At 70.7% G+C, this 18,274-nt stretch carries 16 protein-coding genes and 1 pseudogene; 11 read left to right on the top strand and 6 right to left on the bottom strand.

The window, feature by feature from the left end; translation table 11 throughout:
• Positions 1 to 29: 29 nt before the first annotated feature.
• The 4 genes from KGS77_RS06735 to KGS77_RS06720 all read left to right on the top strand — a co-directional run bounded on the left by KGS77_RS06735 (position 30) and on the right by KGS77_RS06720 (position 4,728).
• Positions 30 to 1,334, top strand: a complete 1,305-nt coding sequence (locus tag KGS77_RS06735; RefSeq protein WP_242579427.1) for a glycosyltransferase family A protein — start codon at positions 30 to 32, stop codon at positions 1,332 to 1,334.
• A 49-nt stretch (positions 1,335 to 1,383) separates the two neighbouring features.
• Positions 1,384 to 1,899 (top strand): hypothetical protein, encoded by a 516-nt coding sequence (locus KGS77_RS06730; protein ID WP_242579425.1) that lies wholly within the window; start codon positions 1,384 to 1,386, stop codon positions 1,897 to 1,899.
• 231 nt (positions 1,900 to 2,130) lie between these two features.
• Positions 2,131 to 2,787: a LuxR C-terminal-related transcriptional regulator gene (locus KGS77_RS06725; RefSeq protein ID WP_242579423.1), complete on the top strand. Its 657-nt coding sequence runs from the start codon at positions 2,131 to 2,133 to the stop codon at positions 2,785 to 2,787.
• Positions 2,788 to 2,985: 198 nt separating this feature from the next.
• Positions 2,986 to 4,728 (top strand): AMP-binding protein, encoded by a 1,743-nt coding sequence (locus KGS77_RS06720; protein ID WP_242579421.1) that lies wholly within the window; start codon positions 2,986 to 2,988, stop codon positions 4,726 to 4,728.
• Between the two features lie 36 nt (positions 4,729 to 4,764).
• On the opposite strand, the gene KGS77_RS06715 is transcribed toward KGS77_RS06720, so the two are convergent.
• From KGS77_RS06715 to KGS77_RS06690, 6 genes and pseudogenes are all read right to left on the bottom strand, one after another.
• The gene (locus KGS77_RS06715; RefSeq protein WP_242579419.1) at positions 4,765 to 5,136 is read right to left on the bottom strand and encodes an MmcQ/YjbR family DNA-binding protein; all 372 of its coding nucleotides are present in this window, start codon (positions 5,134 to 5,136) and stop codon (positions 4,765 to 4,767) included.
• A gap of 23 nt (positions 5,137 to 5,159) precedes the next feature.
• Entirely contained in the window at positions 5,160 to 5,687 is a 528-nt protein-coding gene (locus tag KGS77_RS06710; protein ID WP_242579418.1) for a GNAT family N-acetyltransferase, read from the bottom strand.
• A gap of 92 nt (positions 5,688 to 5,779) precedes the next feature.
• Positions 5,780 to 6,511 (bottom strand): hypothetical protein, encoded by a 732-nt coding sequence (locus KGS77_RS06705; protein WP_242579417.1) that lies wholly within the window; start codon positions 6,509 to 6,511, stop codon positions 5,780 to 5,782.
• Positions 6,512 to 6,761: 250 nt separating this feature from the next.
• Positions 6,762 to 8,218: pseudogene (locus KGS77_RS06700) on the bottom strand (catalase).
• Between the two features lie 196 nt (positions 8,219 to 8,414).
• A complete protein-coding gene (locus KGS77_RS06695) occupies positions 8,415 to 9,314 on the bottom strand; it encodes a 2-hydroxy-3-oxopropionate reductase (protein WP_242579416.1) in 900 nt (299 codons plus the stop codon).
• An 89-nt stretch (positions 9,315 to 9,403) separates the two neighbouring features.
• The gene (locus tag KGS77_RS06690; protein ID WP_242579415.1) at positions 9,404 to 10,240 is read right to left on the bottom strand and encodes a TIM barrel protein; all 837 of its coding nucleotides are present in this window, start codon (positions 10,238 to 10,240) and stop codon (positions 9,404 to 9,406) included.
• A 189-nt stretch (positions 10,241 to 10,429) separates the two neighbouring features.
• Between KGS77_RS06690 and KGS77_RS06685 the strand changes: the two genes are divergently transcribed.
• From KGS77_RS06685 to KGS77_RS06655, 7 genes are all read left to right on the top strand, one after another.
• Positions 10,430 to 10,768, top strand: coding sequence for a hypothetical protein (locus tag KGS77_RS06685; RefSeq protein ID WP_242587325.1), 339 nt, complete (start codon positions 10,430 to 10,432; stop codon positions 10,766 to 10,768).
• A complete protein-coding gene (locus KGS77_RS06680) occupies positions 10,765 to 11,139 on the top strand; it encodes a helix-turn-helix domain-containing protein (RefSeq protein ID WP_242579414.1) in 375 nt (124 codons plus the stop codon). Before KGS77_RS06685 ends, KGS77_RS06680 begins: the two co-directional genes overlap by 4 nt.
• Positions 11,140 to 11,354: 215 nt before the next feature.
• Complete coding sequence (uraD, locus tag KGS77_RS06675; RefSeq protein WP_242579413.1) at positions 11,355 to 12,347, top strand: 2-oxo-4-hydroxy-4-carboxy-5-ureidoimidazoline decarboxylase; 993 nt, start codon at positions 11,355 to 11,357, stop codon at positions 12,345 to 12,347.
• Between the two features lie 7 nt (positions 12,348 to 12,354).
• Positions 12,355 to 13,335, top strand: coding sequence for a factor-independent urate hydroxylase (pucL, locus tag KGS77_RS06670; RefSeq protein ID WP_242579412.1), 981 nt, complete (start codon positions 12,355 to 12,357; stop codon positions 13,333 to 13,335).
• A 157-nt stretch (positions 13,336 to 13,492) separates the two neighbouring features.
• On the top strand, positions 13,493 to 14,866 hold the full coding sequence (locus tag KGS77_RS06665) for a nucleobase:cation symporter-2 family protein (protein WP_242579410.1): 1,374 nt from the start codon (positions 13,493 to 13,495) through the stop codon (positions 14,864 to 14,866).
• 75 nt (positions 14,867 to 14,941) lie between these two features.
• Positions 14,942 to 16,387 (top strand): 8-oxoguanine deaminase, encoded by a 1,446-nt coding sequence (locus KGS77_RS06660; RefSeq protein ID WP_242579408.1) that lies wholly within the window; start codon positions 14,942 to 14,944, stop codon positions 16,385 to 16,387.
• A 355-nt stretch (positions 16,388 to 16,742) separates the two neighbouring features.
• The gene (locus KGS77_RS06655) at positions 16,743 to 18,197 is read left to right on the top strand and encodes a nucleobase:cation symporter-2 family protein (RefSeq protein ID WP_242579406.1); all 1,455 of its coding nucleotides are present in this window, start codon (positions 16,743 to 16,745) and stop codon (positions 18,195 to 18,197) included.
• Positions 18,198 to 18,274: the final 77 nt, after the last annotated feature.

The following is an 18,274-nucleotide window of genomic DNA, read 5'->3' as shown; positions in this document are numbered from 1 at the left end:
GTCCCCTCGCCGAACCAAGGAGCCGTTCCGTGCCCGCACCCGACCTGACCGTGGTGATCCCCAGTTATCAGCATGCCGGCATGCTCGACCTCACCCTGGGGACGCTGGCCGGACAGAGCCACCGGAACTTCAAGGTGCTGGTCATGGACGACGATTCGCAGGACGGGACGGACCAGGTCTGCTCCCGCTACCGCGACCTGCTGGACCTTGAGCTGCATGTCTCCACGGCCGAGCCCAAGTCCCCCTCACGGGCCCGTGACGAGGGGAGCCGGCTCGCCACGAGCCCGGTGATCGCCTTCCTGGACTGCGGGATTCTCGTCCCGTCCGGGTACGTCGCCGCCCATCTGGCCTTCCACCGTGCGGGAGCGGGCCGTATCGGCGTGGGGATGTGCCACGGCCATTCCCCGGGCACCGAACAGGGGGACGACTGGGCCCGGCTGCTCGCCCGTCTTTCCGTGGACGAATCCACCGGCGCGATCGAAGAGAACCGCGAGATGGCGGACGTCAGATGGCGATTGCCCGCGCTGACGGACCTGCGGATGCCGTGGGTATGGGGGTGGTCGGGCAATTTGTCGCTGGAACGGTCCGCCTATATGGAGGCCGGCGGCTTCGACGCGTCCCGTACCTACGGGTACGAGGACAGCGACCTGGCCTACCGCCTCCATATCGCCGGAAAGAGCTTCCATTTCGTCCAGGACGGCTGGGGAATTCATTACCCCCACCCGCGCAAGCCCGCCGAAGAGCTGGCGGCGGCCGATTTCGCCGGGTGGTGGAAGTCCTACACCGCTCACCGGAGCCTGGCACTGGAAGTGGAACGCTACTCCAACCGGAACGAGACGCCAGGCGACCCCGTACTGCTCCATCTGCACCGTATGGAGGAACTGCTTCCCTATCTCAACGCCTTGGGGGACGGCTGCGCGCGGCTGCCGGACGTACCGCGGGAGGCGGCAGCCGGCGACGCCCCCTCCTCGCTGCTCATCGGCGGCAAGGTCACGGACGCCGGTCGTTTCGGCCAGGTGACCCTGTTCTCCGAGGCGGCCGTCTCCACGGACAGCCTCTGGTCGTGCGCCGGCATCATCATTCCGCTGCCCGAGGACTCCCTGGACCTGGTGGTGGTCGGCGACGTATGGCGCTGGCTGGCGCATCCCGCGGCCGGGCCGCGCGTCGGCCTGCTGGACATGCTGGTCTCCGAGGTACGCCGGGTCGCGCGGCGGGCGGTGTTCGTGCACTCGGCCGGCCCGATGCCCTTTCCGGGCCGGGCGCGCGTGTCGCCGGAAGAACTGCGGCGGGTATGTGCGGAACACGGGCTGCCGTACACCTTGATAAGTGGATGAGCCGACGTACAGCGGGCAAGGACTCCCGTCACCTTCTCAAGGACGGCACATGACCAGAAATGAGCCGATGTCCGCCGCGACGCGCCGTCTTTTGCAGAGGAAGTTCGCACAGCGGCTGAGCGGCCTGATCGCGGCCCGCTTCCCGGACGGACCCGGGCGCCCGGGTTACGGAAGGATCGCCCGGGACATCCGTGAAGCGACCGGCGGCAGCATCTCGGGTACGTATCTCTGGGAGCTGGCGACGGGCCGGAAGCGGAATGTCACGCTGGAGCAACTGGACGTACTGGCCGAGTACTTCAAAGTGCCACCGGAGTACTTTCTCAACGAGGAGGTCTCCGGGCGGCTGGGCGGGGAACTGGAGCTGGCCGCGGCGCTCGACGACGAACGGGTGCGAACGCTGGCCGTTCAGGCGCAAGGACTGTCCGACGCGACGCTCGACGCGCTGCTCGGTATGGTGCGCGAGATGCGCAAACTCTCCGGTGGGGACGATGCCCGCGGCCTTTCGTGTCCGCACGTTCCAAAAGGCGGGGCCGGCGCTCATTCCACGGGCCCCGAGGGGCTCTGAAGCCGGGCCTCGGCCGCCCCTATTTCCCGGAAGTGGAGTCGGGTATTCCGTGGCCGATACGGCATTTGGTTGTCAACTAAAGTGAATGTGTTGACACGTGCTTGTCCGCTGAGTAGCGTCCCGATGCATACGGAGGTCCACCGGCCGGAGATACGGGGATTCATGGAAATCGCACACCCAGCCCATCCGGACCAGTCGTCGGAGCGGTCCCGGATTCGGGTGGCGTTATTCGTGGAGGACGAAATACTCCGGCTCGGGCTACAGGCGCTGATTCCCGCTCTCCCGCTCGACATCGAAGCGTCCTTCGTCGTCGACGAAAGGGAATTCGCCCCCGCGGTACGGGCGTTCGCCCCCGATGTGATCGTGGTGAGCAGCGCGCTGCGCCGGCGCACTCAGGCGCAGCGGGAAGAGATCGGCGGACCACGGTGCCGATGGCTGGTGATCGTCGAAGAACACGAGATGGGCACGGGAGCGGAGCTGGCCGTGTGCGCCGCCGACGGCTATCTGGTCCGCCGGAAGCTGTCGGCCCAGGCACTGGGGCGGGCACTGGGCCAGTTGGCCGCCGGTGAGATGGCGATCCCGCTGGAAGTGGGGCGGCAACTGATCCGCCAGGCCGGTGGCGTACCCGCGGCCGGGCACCGCCCCGCCCGCCTGACCGGCCGGGAGACCGAGACACTCATGCTGCTGGTCCACGGGCTGAGCAACAAACAGATCGGCCGGCGGCTGCGCATCTCCGAGCACGGCGCCAAACGCCTGGTGAGCAGCGTGCTCCTGAAGCTTGACGCCGCCAACCGTACGAGTGCGGTGGTCAAGGCCATCAAGGCGGGCCTCGTGGACGACGAGGCGCTGGCGAAGGCGGTGTCCTCATCCGCCCAGGCGCCGCTGTGACGCCGGCCCTCGCGCCTGCGGCTTTCCGCCGTCCAGGCCGGCTGCCGACCCGTGGACGTTCCTCGCGGTGTGATTCCCCGTGGCCCGCGGTGCTGACGGTAGGCTGAGCGCCGGGGCCGCGCACCGGGGCGCTGGGCGTTGCCCACTCGCGTGAGGTGCTCGCGCCGTACGAGCGTTACACCGGCAGGAGGACCACCGATGACATCGACCCCGCCGGCCCCCGTGGTGCACGACCTGGCGCAGGAGGGCCTGGCCTACGCGCGCGGAGCGCGGGAGGCGCCGCTGCTCGACCGCACCATCGGCGCCGACCTCGCCCGTACGATCGAAAAGTTCGGCGACCGCGAGGCCCTGGTCGACATGGCCGGCGGGCGGCGCTGGACGTACGCCGAGTTCGGCCGGGCCGTGGACGAGGTCGCGCTCGGGCTGCTCGCCAAGGGCGTCGGCAAGGGGGACCGGGTCGGGGTCTGGGCGCCTAACTGCCCCGAATGGGTGCTGGTCCAGTACGCCACCGCGCGCATCGGCGCCGTCATGGTCAACATCAACCCGGCGTACCGGGTGCACGAGCTGGCGTACGTGCTCAAGCAGGCCGCCATAGGGGTCCTGGTCTCCGCGACCGCCCACAAGACCAGTGACTACCGCCGGATGATCGAACAGGTCCGCGCGGAGAGCCCGGCACTGCGCGACGTCATCTACATCGACGACCCGACCTGGGGCGGGCTGCTGGCGGCCGGGGCGGGCGTGCCGCACGCCAAGCTGGCCGCGGCGCTGGAGCGGCTGTCCCCGCACGACCCGGTCAACATCCAGTACACCTCAGGGACCACCGGCTTCCCCAAGGGCGCCACCCTCTCCCACCACAACATCCTCAACAACGGCTACTGGGTGGGCCGGACCCTCGGCTACACCGAACGGGACCGGATCTGTCTGCCGGTGCCCTTCTACCACTGCTTCGGCATGGTCATGGGCAACCTCGCCGCCACCTCGCACGGCGCGTGCGTCGTCATCCCGGCGCCCTCCTTCGACCCCGCCGCCACCCTCCAGGCCGTCCAGGACGAGCGCTGCACCTCCCTGTACGGCGTCCCGACGATGTTCATCGCCGAACTGGACCACCCCGGCTTCGCCTCGTACGACCTGACGTCGCTGCGTACGGGCATCATGGCGGGATCGCCCTGCCCGGAAGAGGTGATGCGGCGGGTGGTGTCCGAGATGCACATGTCCGAGGTCTCCATCTGCTACGGCATGACCGAGACCTCGCCCGTCTCCACCCAGACCCGCCGCGAGGACGACCTGGAGCACCGCACCGCGACGGTCGGACGAGTGCTGCCCCACATCGAGGTCAAGGTCGTCCACCCGGTCAGCGGCCGTACGGTGCCGCGCGGCGAGCCGGGGGAGCTGTGCACCCGCGGCTACAGCGTGATGCTGGGCTACTGGGAGGAGCCGGAGCGGACGGACGAGGTCATCGACGCCGAACGCTGGATGCACACCGGCGACCTGGCCGTCATGAACGAGGACGGGTACCTGCGGATCGTCGGCCGCATCAAGGACATGATCATCAGGGGCGGGGAGAACGTCTACCCCCGGGAGATCGAGGAGTTCCTCCACACCCACCCCAAGATCGCCGATGTGCAGGTGGTCGGCGTGCCGGACGAGAAGTACGGCGAGGAGATCGCCGCGTGCGTCATCCTGCGCGACCCGCAGGACACGCTCAGCCGCGACGAACTGGCCCGCTTCTGCCGCTCCCGCCTTGCGCACTACAAGGTGCCGCGCTATCTCCACATCCTGGACGCCTTCCCGATGACCGTCAGCGGCAAGGTGCGCAAGGTGGAACTGCGCGAGCGCCTGGCGCGGGAACTGGACAGGGGGACGGAGAGAACGGAGGGAACGGAGAGCACGAAGGGGGCGCAGGAGGCGGAGGCCGCCGCGCCCCGGCCGCCGGGATCCTAGGCCCGGCCGGTCAGCCGGCATCCTAGGCCCGGCCGGTCATTTCTGGCCCGGCCAGTCCAGCGCCAGGCGTTGGGCGCGCGGCAGCGAGGCGACGACCAGGTCGTAGGAGTCCTCGATCATGTCCAGGACCATGCGGTCCGTCAGGCCGCCGGCCAGCGAGACGGTGTTCCAGTGGCGTTTGTTGAGGTGGTAGCCCGGTACGACCTCCGGGTGTGCGGCGCGCAGCCGCTGGGCGAGTTCCGGGTCGCACTTCAGGCTCACGGTCAGCGGCCGGCCGCCCAGCACACTGAGGGCGAAGATCTTGCCGCCGACCTTGAAGGCGGACACCTCCGAGCCGGGGAAGGGGAATTCCTCGGACGCGCCGTTGAAGTCCAGGCACGCCGTTCTGAGAGCGTTCGCATCGAGCATGAGTGCCATGATGCCCCGGCGGTCTACCGGTCCGAGGCGGTACGGCGCATGCACACCCGGGGCCAGCGGTCCAGGCCGTGCGCCGCCTCCCGTACCCGGATGGCGCGCAGACCGGGCGTGAGCTCGTCCTCGGCCAGCTCGCGGAAGCCGATCCGCGCGTAGTACGGGGCGTTCCACGGCACGTGCGCGAAGGTGGTCAGGGTGACCGCCGCAAGCCCGCTGTCGCGCTCGGCCCGGTCGATCAGCGCCCGCCCGATCCCGCGGCGGGCGCCGTCCGGGTGGACCGAGACCTGCTCGATGTGCGCGGCGCCGTCGACCGGTTCCCACAGCAGATACGCCAGCGGGGCGCCGCCGGGAGCCGGGTCCGCGCAGGCGACCAGGGCCCGGCCCGCCTGCTGGTAGTGGCGCAGTTCCTCCAGGGAGGGCGGCTCGTCATCCGCGATCCGCGCCATTCCCAGCGGGCGGAACGCCTGTCCGGCGGCCCGTTCGACGGCGCGCAGCGCGGGGAGTTCGTCGGCCGACGCGTGACGTATGTGCACAGGGTGGTCCATGGGGTCATGGTTTCAGGAGGGGTGGTGCCGGTGCGCCTGAGTTTTCCGTACGGGCGCGGGGGAGGCCGCCCGCCCCGGCGCTCTCCCCCGCATCACCCCGCCCCGACCCTGATGAGCTCGTCGGCCGGGTCGTTGACCGGCTGCGGAGTGCCGGTGAGGTCCATGACGAACAGCGGCAGGTGCAGCTCGTCGGCGCGGGCCCGCGCGTCACGGGAGTACCCGGCCAGGGAGAAGAACACCGCGATCGCCGACTCGTTGAGTCCGTTGAGCCAGACGCACTCGATCTCCCGCAGGTTCGTGGAGCGGGTCGTCGGGTCGACCTGGGCCACCACGCCGGGTCCGCGCAGGTCCACGCCACAGGCGGTGCGCTCCTGGGCCCGTACGACATCGGTGAAACCCAGCCACTTCAAGTACTGGGCGGCGGCGGTGACACAGTCCCGGGCCGTACGGATGGTGACCGGGCGGAAGGCGGGCCGCAGCAGGGGCGGCGCGGCCGGCGACAGCGCGGAGGTACGGGCCGCGACGCTGCCGGGGGCGGGGAGGGCCGGGGGCGGCGGGGTCGGGACCGGCACCACCGGGATCCGTACGACCGTGCCGCACACACAGCCGGACTCCGGCGCCGGCCACTGGTCCTGACGGCCACAGGAGTCACAGCGCACCTCCACCCATGAACTCTCCCAGGTGCGGTGCAGGATCTCGACGGGCACGCCGCCGCGCAGCACCGGAAGCGTCAACGGGGCGCCGCAGGCGCACGGGAAGGTGGGCGGGGTGAAGGCGTTCTCGCGGCGGCACGTCGGGCAGCGCACCGGCACGCTGTCGGCCATGGTCGGCTCCTGGCGGGTAGGGCGGGCGGTGGCAGATTGGCCTGCCGTTGCCGACCATTTTCCCTACGGAAGCACGATCGGGGGGTGGATTTCTGCGGAGAGTCACATCGGACGGAGCAGCGGCCGGTGCCCGGGGCCGTGGTCCGCTGTTCCTGGAGCCGTGGTTCGCCGCTCCTGGAGCCGTACCGGCCGCCCGCCCCGCCCGCCCCGGCCGGTACGCGGTACGGACCGCGCGGGCGGCCGGTTCCCGTCAGTCCTCGCGCAGTTCGTGGACCTTGGCCGCCACGCGCTCGCCGTACTCGGGGTCGGCGGCGTGGAAGTGGGCGAGGTTCTTCTCGACCACGTCCTCACGGGTGACCTGTGCCAGGCCGCCGGCGATGTTGGCCACCAGACGGTCCTTCTCCTCCTGCGACATCAGCCGGTAGAGCTCACCGGCCTGGAAGAAGTCGTCGTCCTTGGTGTGGGCCGGCGCCTCGTGGGTGCCGACGTGCCCGGACACCGCGAGCGGGGCGGACAGCGGGCGGCCGGTCTCCACCGGGCCGCCGTAGGAGTTGGGCTCGTAGTTCTTGGCGTGCCGGCCGTGGGCGCCGGCGGCCATCAGCCCGTCCCGGCCGTAGTTGGCGGCTTCGGTCGCCTTCGGGGCGTTCACCGCGAGCCGGGTGTGGTTGACGCCCAGGCGGTAGCGCTGGGCGTCGGCGTACGCGAACAGCCGGCCCTGGAGCATCTTGTCGGGCGAGGGGCCGATGCCCGGCACGAAGTTGTTCGGGGAGAACGCTGCCTGTTCGACCTCGGCGAAGACATCGTCCGGGTTGCGGTCCAGGACCAGCCGGCCCACCCGCTGGAGGGGGTGGTCGCGGTGCGGCCAGACCTTGGTCAGATCGAAGGGGTTGAAGCGGTAACCGGCCGCCTCGGGCGCCGGCATGACCTGCACGTACAGCGTCCAGGACGGGTATACGCCACGCTCGATGGACTGCAGCAGGTCCGTCTGGTGGCTGCTGGGGTCCCGGCCGGCCAGCTCCGCGGCCTGGTCGCTGCTCAGGCAGCGGATGCCCTGGTTGGTCTTGAAGTGGTACTTGACGAAGAAAGCCTCGCCCGCCGCGTTCGTCCACTGGTAGGTGTGCGAGCCGTAGCCGTTCATGTGCCGGTAGGACGCCGGGATGCCGCGGTCGCCCATCAGCCAGGTGACCTGGTGGGTGGCCTCGGGGAGTGCGCCCAGAAGTCCCAGACGTTGTCCGGCTCCTGCCGGCCGGTGAAGGGGTCACGCTTCTGCGAATGGATGAAGTCCGGGAACTTCAGCGGGTCCTTGATGAAGAAGACCGGGGTGTTGTTGCCGACCAGGTCGTAATTGCCCTCACGGGTATAGAACTTGACCGCGAAGCCGCGCGGGTCGCGTACCGCGTCCGCGCCGCCCAGGCTGTCGGCCACGGTGGAGAAGCGGACGAACACCTCGGTCCGCCCGCCGGGAGTGTTCAGGAAGTCGGCGCGGGTGAAGCCGGTGACGTCGTCGGTCACCTCGAAGTATCCGTACGCGCCCGAACCCCGGGCGTGCACCACCCGCTCCGGGATGCGCTCGCGGTTGAAGCGGGCGAGCTTCTCCAGGAGGTGCTGGTCCTGGAGGACCAGCGGGCCACCGACGCCGGCGGTGGCGGAGTTCTGGTTGTCGGCTACCGGGGCGCCGGACTCCGTGGTGAGGACGCGCGTCGTCAGTGTGGGCTCGGGCATGATGACCTTCCGTACGGGAGAGCGGAAGCCGGCTTCCGCAGGCCGGAGCGTAGGAACGGCCCCGGCCAGTCGTCAACAGTTTGTTGAAAAATGGCGGAGGGGTTCCCGGCGGCGGCGCCTGGGCGCGACAGGACAGGTGTCGGCGCCACCGCCGGGAAGTTACGAGGGGCGTGACGGGCCGTCAGATGATGGCGGCGTTGTGCCCGGACAGCCGCTCGACGCCGCGCAGCAGGGCCGAGTGGTCCAGGCCCCCGTCGCCCTGGGCGCGCAGGGAGGCGACCAGGTTCGCGACCACGGCGCCGACCGGCAGCGCGGCGCCGACGGCGCGGGCGGCGTCGGTGACGATGCCCATGTCCTTGTGGTGCAGGTCGATCCGGAAGCCGGGCGTGAAGTCGCGGGTCAGGAAGTTGTTCTTCTTGCGGGCCAGGACGGTGGAGCCGGCCAGCCCGCCGCCCAGGACCTCCAGGGCGGCCCGGAGGTCCACGCCGGACTTCTCCAGGAAGACCACCGCCTCCGCGCACGCCTGGATGTTGACGGCGACGATGAGCTGGTTGGCGGCCTTGACGGTCTGTCCGGCGCCGTGCGGGCCGCACCGGACGATGGTCGTGCCCAGCGCCTCCAGCAGGGGGCGCGCGGCGTCGAAGTCTTCCTGCCGGCCGCCCACCATGATGGACAGCACCGCCTCGACGGCTCCCGCCTCGCCACCCGACACCGGGGCGTCCAGGACCCGGATGCCCTTCGCCGCGGCGTTCTCCGCCAGGTCGACGGAGGTCTGCGGGGTGATCGAGGACATGTCGATCAGCAGCGCGCCGGGCTCCGCGTTCTCCAGGATGCCGCCGGGCCCGTACGCGACCGCCTCGACCTGGGGGGAGGCGGGAACCATGGTGAAGACGACGTCCGCGCCGCGGACGGCCTCGGCCACGGAGGCGGCGGGGGTGCCGCCGGCCGCCGCCAGCCGGTCCAGCTTCTCCTTCTCCAGCGTGTAACCGGTGACCTGATATCCGGCCTTGATCAGGTTCTCGGCCATGGGTGAGCCCATGATCCCGAGACCGATCCAGGCGATCTTGGGGAGATTGTTCATCGGATGCCCTGCTTCTCTCGTCGTGGGTGCGAACGGGTGGGGCGGGTCGGTGGTCCGTACCGATGGTCCGTACCGGTCGGCCGTGCCGGTCAGGGGCGGCGGGCGGCGTACGGGAGCCAGTCGAAGGACTCGGCGCTCGGCCGGTCGCCGGGCTTGTACTCCAGGCCGGTCCAGCCGCGGTAACCGGCCTTGGCCAGCCGGTCGAGCAGGCCCTCCAGCGGCAGCGTCCCGGTGCCCGGCGCGCCGCGCCCCGGGGTGTCCGCGATCTGTACGTGCCCGGTCCGGTCCGCGTACGTGTCGATGACCGTGTCCAGGTCCTCGCCGTTCATGGACAGGTGGTACAGATCCATCAGGAACGCGGCGTTGCCCAGCCCCGTGGTGGCGTTCACCGCGTCCACGACCTCGATGGCGGCGGGCGCGGAGACGATCGGGCAGTCCGGCGACTCCACGGCGTTGAGCGCCTCGATCAGCAGGGTGGCTCCGATGGAGTCGGCCGCCCGGGCGGCCAGCGCCAGGTTCTCCAGGGCCAGTTCGTCCTGCGCCCCGGGCTCGGCGTCCGCCACCCGGTTGCCGTACAGGGCGTTGAGGGCCGTACAGCCCAGCGAGCGGGCGAACTCCACCGCCACGGGGATGTTGGCGCGGAAGCGCTCGGACTCCTCGCCGGGTACGGACAGTGCCCCGCGGTCCGGCCCGGGCAGCCGGCCGGCGTAGAAGTTCAGTCCCACCAGCCGCGTGTCCGCGGCCTTCAGCGCGTCCCGCAGGGCGTCCAGCTCGGACTGCGCGGGCGTGGGGGTGTCCACCCACGGCCACCACAGTTCCACCGCGCCGAACCCGGCCGCAGCCGCCGCGGCGGGTCGCTCCAGCAGCGGAAGTTCGGTGAACAGGATCGACAGGTTGACGTTGAAGCGCCCGTCCGTGAAGCCCATGAGCGGTCCGCGCTCCTTCCGTTGGGAATTCCGTAGATGCTGCGATGCGCTGCGATTCCGTATGGCGGAAGTTGCCTTCTGTTTTACGGAAGAGTGCATGTGGAGGCGGAAGGCTGTCAAGAGGTCGCCGGAAGCCGGTGTCCGACGGCCGGGGATGGGCGCCGTCGGCACGGCTACCTTGTGGGTATGGTGCGATTGAGAGTCGAGTTCACGACGGAACCGTTCGATCTGGACGAACCGCCGCCCCATGCGGTGGCGGCGCGCGAGATCGTGACGGGCGCCGGACTGGACGCCGTCGACGTCGGTCCCTTCGGCAACACCGCCGAGGGGGAGGCGGACCGGGTGCTGGAGGCCGTGCAGGCGCTGCTGCGCGGATCGCTGGAGGCGGGAGCCACCCGAATCTCCTTGCAGGTCAACGCGATAGCCGAGTCGGAGTCCGGTTCCGGGCCGGAGCCCGGTCCCGGGCCGGAACGCGAGTCGGGCCCCGGGCGGCCGGAGTCCTGCGGCGCCGAGGGGAGCGGCGTGTGACCGGGCCCGCCGATCACCCGTTCGTCCAGGCGGTCAAGCCGCTCGTGGACGCCATGGGCGGCGAGATGGTCGCTCCCGAACTGGCCCAGGGGGACGACGTGGTCCTGGTCTGGGAGGGGCGGGAGCGGGTCGCCGTACGCCTGCCGCATCTGTCGGACTCCCTGGGGCACATCCTGACGGAGCTGGAGCGCCGGCACGGCATGCCGCTGGCGGAGCTGGACCGCAAGACGAAACAGTCGGTCGTACGGGTCCTGGAGGCGCGGGGAGCTTTCTCGGTGCGGCACGGCGTGGAGACGGTGGCGAGCGCCCTGGGAGTCAGCCGCTTCACCATCTACAACTACCTGAACAGGGAGACCGAAGGCGCCGGTTGAGCCATCGGGGGCGCCCGCGGGGCGGAAGAGTGCGAGCCGTCGTCCGGTTCCTCCGGACGGCGGCTTTTGCGTCGCCGAGTTTTCAACAAACTGTTGACGTCGTGTTGCCGGAGGTCTTAGCTGTTTCCAGCCAAGCAGAGCCCAGCCCCAGCAGAGCCCAGCCAAGCGAGCCCAGCCCAGCAGCACGCTCCAGCGACAGGCCACGGAGGCTTCCCGTGTCTTCGAGTCCGACACCGGGTCTCACCCGGTTCAACACCGCAGACGACAGCGAGGCGCGAGCCGTGCTGCGCGAGGTGTGCGCCAGCCAGGCGTGGGGGAGCCGGATCGCCGGCCGGCGTCCGTACGCCACCACCGACGCCCTCCTTGCCGCGAGCGACGCCGCCACGGCCGAGCTCACCGCAGAGGACCTGGCACAGGCGATGGCGGGGCACCCGCCCATCGGCCGGCCGGAGCCGGGCGACGCGGCCTCCGCCCGTGAACAGAGCGGGATGGCCGGGGCGTCCGAGGAGCTCAGGGCCGAGATGCTCGCACTCAACCTGGCCTACCAGGAGCGGTTCGGGCACGTCTTCCTCATCTGCGCCACCGGTCTGACCGGTGAACAGATGCGGGACGCCGTACGGCACCGTCTGGGCAATTCGCCGGAGCGCGAGCGGGAGACCGTCCGTACGGAGCTGGGCAAGATCAACCGTATTCGGCTGGCCCGTCTCGTGGCAGACATGGCAGACATGACAGACACAGCACGTACAGCAGACCCGGCAGACTCACCGGACACCGCGAAAGACGCCACAAGGGACACCGCGAAAGACACCGCGAAGGAGACCTCGGTGTCCACGCACATCCTGGACACCAGCGCGGGCCGCCCCGCCGAGGGCGTGGCCCTCACCCTCTCGGTCCGCTCCGCGCCGGACGGACCCTGGAGCGCCCACGGGGCCTCCAAGACCGACGCGGACGGCCGCTGCAAGGATCTGCCGGCACTGCCGGAAGGCACCACCCACGTACGCCTGGAGTTCGCGACCGGGGCGTACCTCGCCCACCAGGCCGCCCCGGCCGACCAGCAAGCCGCGGAACAGCAGGACGCCCCCCGCGCAAGGGACAGCGGAGCCTTCTTCCCGGAGGTGGCGGTCACCTTTGCCGTCAACCCGGGCGAGCACCATCACGTGCCGCTGCTGCTCAACCCGTTCGGCTACTCCGTATACCGAGGGAGCTAGCACCGAGATGACCGTACCGTCCCATCCGGCCCGCACGGCCGTGCCCCGTCCGGCCGGCGTCACGATGCTCGGCCAGAACCAGTACGGCAAGGCGGAGACCCGCGTCGTCAAGATCACCCGTGACGGCGCCACCCACCACATCAAGGACCTCAGCGTCTCCGTCGCCCTCTCCGGCGACCTCGACGAGGTCCACCTCTCCGGCTCCAACGCCAACTGCCTGCCCACCGACACCACCAAGAACACCGTCTACGCCTTCGCCAAGGAGTACGGGATCGAGTCGGCCGAGCAGTTCGGCATCCACCTGGCGCGGCACTTCGTGACCAGCCAGGAACCGATCGGGCGGGCCCGCATCCGCATCGAGGAGTACGCCTGGGAACGGATCGCCACCTCCGATGCCAACTCACGCTTCATCGGGGCCGACGAGGTCAAGCACTCCTTCGTCCGCAAGGGCCAGGAGACCCGGCTGACCCAGGTCACCTACGACGGCGAGCGGTGGCAGGTCATCTCCGGTCTGAAGGACCTTGTCGTGATGAACTCCACCCACTCCGAGTTCTGGGGCTACATCAAGGACCGCTACACCACACTGAAGGAGGCGTACGACCGCATCCTGGCCACCGAGGTCTTTGGCCGCTGGCGGTTCAACTGGACCGACGACCGGCAGCGGATGCCCAACTGGGACCGTTCGTACGAGCAGGTCAGGAAACACCTGCTGCAGGCCTTCGCCGAGACCTACAGCCTCTCGCTCCAGCAGACCCTCTACCAGATGGGCTCGCGCGTCATCACCCACCGCGCGGAGATCGACGAGGTGCGGTTCTCGCTGCCGAACAAGCACCACTTCCTGGTGGACCTGGAGCCGTTCGGGCTGAAGAACGACACCCCCGACGGGGCCGTGTACTACGCGGCGGACCGTCCGTACGGCCTCATAGAGGCCACCATCCTGCGCGACGGCGCCGAACCGGGGATCCCGGTCGACCTGACGAACCTCTGACGGTTCCGTACGGGTTCCTGCCTATTCCGTACGAGTACGTCACGGGTCCCTTACGGGCGAACCCGTGACACGTCGGTCACCGACGCCGCGCCGTGCCTCGCCGCCCCTCCCCGTCCCGCAGCGGGGAGGGGCCCGCGATCCTTGAGGGGAACGACCCATGGCACAGCAACCGCACGCCGAGAAAGTCCCCGTTCCGCCGGTCCACCCGGTGGACGAGAAGCTGTCCCCCAAGCGGCTGCTCCCCGCCGCGCTCCAGCACATCGCCGCCATGTACGCGGGCGTGGTCACCCCGCCGCTGATCATCGGCCAGGCCGTGGGCCTGGACGCGGCGGGCAGCACCCGGCTGATCGCCGCGAGCCTGCTGATCGCCGGGCTGGCCACGCTCCTCCAGACGCTCGGCCTGGGCACCCTCGCCGGCAACCGGCTGCCGTTCGTCAACGCCGCCTCCTCCGCCGGCATCACCCCGATGCTCGCCATCGCCGAGACCACCGCCAAAGGACACCAACTCCCCGCCATCTACGGCGCGGTGCTGGTCGCCGGCGTCTTCTGCCTGGCCGTGGGCCCCTTCTTCGGCCGGCTGCTGCGCTTCTTCCCACCGTTGGTCACCGGTGTGGTCATCACCCTCATCGGTGTGACGCTGATGCCCGTACCCGTCGCCTGGGCCCAGGGCGGCAACAAGCAGGCCGCCGACTTCGGCGCCATGAAGAACCTGGCACTGGCCGCCTTCACCCTCGTGGTGATCCTGCTCCTCCAGCGCTTCGCCCGCGGCTTCGGCAAACAGGTCGCCCTGCTGCTGGGGCTGGCCGCCGGCACCCTGGCCGCCCTTCCTTTCGGCATGGCGGACCTCGGCGCGCTGCGCCAGGCGCCGCTGGCCGCGCTGCCCGACCTCTTCCCGTTCGGCGCCCCCGAGTTCCGGCCCGCGGCCATCCTCTCGCTGTGCATCGTGATGCTGGTGCTGATGACCGAATCCTGTGCCGGGATGCTGGCGCTGGGAGAGATCTGCGCACGGGAGTGCGATCGGGGGACCATCACCAGAGGACTGCGTACGGACGGCCTGGCCACCCTCCTGGGGCCCGTCCTCGGCACCTTTCCCACCAGCGCCTTCGCACAGAACGTCGGCGTCGTCTCGCTGACCCGGGTCCGCAGCCGCTATGTCGTCGCCGTCGCGGGCGGCGCGCTGATCGTCCTGGGCGCCTTCCCCGTCCTGGGCGCGGTCGTCTCCCTGGTGCCGATGCCCGTCCTGGGCGGCGCCGGCATCGTCCTGTTCGGCTCGATAGCGGTCAGCGGCATCCGTACGCTCTCCGAAGCCGGCCTGGACGACAGCTCCAACATCGTCCTGGTGGCCGTGTCGCTGGGCGCCGGCATCATCCCGCTGGCCGCGCCCGCCTTCTACGCCGACTTCCCCGCCTGGGCCCGTACCGTACTCGGCTCCGGCATCAGCGCCGGCGCGCTGGTGGCGGTCGCGCTCAACCTGTTCTTCCACCACCTCGGCACCCGCGGCCGTCCGGCCGCGGCACTCGAATCCTCCTAGGGTCCGGCCGTGCCCTCCACGGACGCGCCAAGGCAGCGTCCCGACGTCATGCCACCGACAGAAGAAGGACGCGCCATGGCAGCACAAGCAGCACCGGGAGCACCAGGAGCGTCGGACACACCGTTGGACACACCGCCGGCCGTACCACCGGCCGAGCGCACCGTCATCGAGAACTGTGCTGTCGCCACCGTCGACGCCCAGGACACCGAACACGCCGCGGGCCATGTCGTCGTCGCCGGCCAGGTCATCGAATCGGTCGGCGCGGGACCGGCCCCCAAGGGCCTGGAGAACGTCGTCCGGCGGATCGACGGCAGCGGCCACCTCCTGACCCCCGGCCTGGTCAACACCCACCACCACTTCTACCAGTGGATCACCCGGGGCCTGGCCACCGACCACAACCTCTTCGACTGGCTGGTCGCCCTCTACCCGACCTGGGCCCGCATCGACGCGCCGATGCTCGCCGCCGCCACCCAGGGGTCGCTGGCGATGATGGTCAAGGGCGGTGTCACCACCGCCTGCGACCACCACTACATCTTCCCCCGGGGCTCCGGCGACCTGGTCGCCGCCGAACTGGCCGCCGCGGCCAGCATAGGCGCCCGGATCACCCTGGCCCGCGGCTCCATGGACCGGGGTGTCAAGGACGGCGGGCTGCCGCCGGACTTCGCCGTGGAGACCACCGAAGGCGCCCTGAAAGCCACGGAAGAAGCCATCGACAGCCACCACGACGCCTCCTTCGGCTCCCTGGTGCACATCGCCGTGGCCCCCTGTTCCCCCTTCTCCGTCTCCACCGAACTCCTGCGGGAGGGCGCCCTGCTGGCGCGGCGCAAGGGCGTCCGGATGCACACCCATGGCTCGGAGACCGTGGAGGAGGAGAAGTTCTGTCACGAACTGTTCGGCATGGGCCCCACCGACTACTTCGAGTCCACCGGCTGGCTCGGCGAGGACGTGTGGATGGCGCACTGCGTCCACATGAACGACGCCGACATCGCCGCCTTCGCCCGTACGGGCACCGGCGTCGCCCACTGCCCGTCCTCCAACGCACGCCTGGCCGCCGGGATCGCCCGGGTCCCCGACATGCTGCGGGCCGGCGTCCCGGTCGGCCTGGGCGTGGACGGCACGGCCTCCAACGAGTCCGGCGAACTGCACACCGAACTGCGCAACGCGCTGCTGATCAACCGCCTCGGCGCCCACCGGGAAGCCGCCCTGGACGCCCGCCGGGCGCTGCGCCTGGGCACGTACGGCGGTGCACAGGTCCTGGGCCGGGCGCGGGAGACCGGCTCCATCGAGGCCGGCAAGCTCGCCGACCTGGTGCTGTGGAAGCTGGACGGCCTGGGCCACTCCACCATCGCCGACCCGGTCACCGCGCTGGTATTTGGACCGGCCGCTCCCGTCACCCTGTCCCTGGTCGGCGGTGAGCCGGTCGTCGAGGACAACCACCTGACGAACGTGGACGAGGAGGCCGTCGCCCGCGCGGCGCGGACGCAGGCACGGCGTCTGGCCCGTATCGCCGCCGGGGGCTGATCCCGGCCGCGGCCTTACGGCACACAGGACCCGGCCGGGAGGGACGGCTCCCGGCCGGGCCCGCGGACCTCAGGGTCCGCGGGCGCCGGAACCCGGGGCGCGGGCAACGGTCCGCGTCCCCGGGCCGGCATCACGCACGTACTCGCACCGCACCACATACACGTACCGCTCCACGTACTCGCACTGCACCACGCACTCGTACCGCTCCACGCACTGCACCACGTACTCGTACTCGTACCGCACCGCGCCGCAATTCCACACCGCGCCACGCCCCGTACCGCATGCCCCGCACGTCCTCCGTGACAGCCTCGCACCGCCGTTCCGCGGCGGAGCAGAAATCGACAGGAGGCCCGCAGTGGCCGCAACCTCTGGGCACCAGCCGGCGGACGACCGCAAGCACCCGGTCGACCGGACCCTTCCGCCCCTGAAGATGTTCACCAGCGGCCTCCAGCACGTCGCCGCGATGTACGCGGGGGTGGTGGCCCCGCCGATGATCGTCGGGCCGGCCTGCGGGCTGGACGCCACCGGCACCGCCTTCCTCATGGGCGCCGCGCTCTTCACGGCCGGCCTGGCCACCCTCCTCCAGACCCTGGGCCTGTGGAAGGTCGGTGCCAGACTGCCGTTCGTCAACGGCGTCTCCTTCGCGGGCGTGACCCCGATGGTCGCCATCGGTACGGCCCACGGCCCCCGCGACGCGCTGCCGGTCATCTTCGGCGCGGTGATCGTCGCAGGCGTGCTGGGCTTCGTCCTGGCGCCGTACTTCTCCAGACTGCTGCGGTTCTTCCCGCCGGTGGTCACCGGCACCGTCATCACCCTGATCGGCGTCTCCCTGCTGCCGGTGGCCTTCAACTGGGCCCAGGGCGGCAACGCGCGGGCGGCGGACTACGGTTCGCCGGCCAACATCGCCCTGGCCGCGCTGACGCTGGTGACCGTGCTGGTCCTGCGGCGAGTGCTGCGCGGCTTCCTGCGGCAGACAGCGATCCTGATCGGCCTGGCCATCGGTACGGTCCTGGCGGTCCCGGCCGGCCTCACCGACTTCGGCGCCCTCGGCGACGCGGGCCTCGTCGGCTTCCCCACGCCCTTCCATTTCGGCGCCCCGAGGTTCGACGACGCCGCCGCGATCGTCTCCATGTGCGTGGTGATGCTGGTGTGCATGACCGAGTCGACGGCCGACATGCTGGCGCTGGGCCGGATCGTGGGGCGGCCGGCGGACGAGCGGACCATCGCCGGCGGACTGCGCGCCGACACCCTCGGCACCGCCGTCAGCCCCCTGTTCAACGGCTTCGCCACCAGTGCCTTCGCCCAGAACATCGGCCTGGTGGCGATGACCGGGGTGCGCAGCCGCTACGTGGTCGCCACCGGCGGCGGCATCCTGGTCCTCCTGGGGCTGTGCCCGGTCGCCGCCTCGGTGATCTCCCTGGTCCCGCTGCCGGTGCTCGGCGGCGCGGGCATCGTCCTGTTCGGGTCCGTGGCGGCCAGCGGCATCCAGACCCTGGCCACCGCCGCGCTGGACAAGGGCGAGAACGCGCTGATCGTGGCGGCGGCGGTCGGCATCGGACTGATACCGGTCGCCGCGCCGCGCTTCTACCACCACTTCCCCCAGGGGCTGCTGGTCGTCCTGGACTCCGGCATCAGCACCGGCTGTCTGGTCGCCGTGCTGCTGAACCTGGCCTTCAACCACCGGGGGAGGAAGGGGAAAAGAGGGGAGAGCGGGAAGAGGGGAAAGAGGCGTGACGGGACGCCTCTGGGAGGCGTCCCGCACCAACACGGCTCCGGCACGGCGGAGCCCGGAGCGGTGTCCGCCCACTGAGCGGTACTGCTTGCCGCCGGTCCGCCGGTCCGCCGGTCCGCCGGTCCGTCGGCCGACAGGGCGGGCAGGTCCCGCCT

Origin of the sequence: Streptomyces sp. MST-110588 (assembly GCF_022695595.1) — a bacterium.
In the GTDB taxonomy this organism is placed as follows: domain Bacteria; phylum Actinomycetota; class Actinomycetes; order Streptomycetales; family Streptomycetaceae; genus Streptomyces.
The sequence above is the reverse complement of the archived record's forward strand: the minus strand, read 5'-3'. Positions and strand labels throughout refer to the sequence as shown.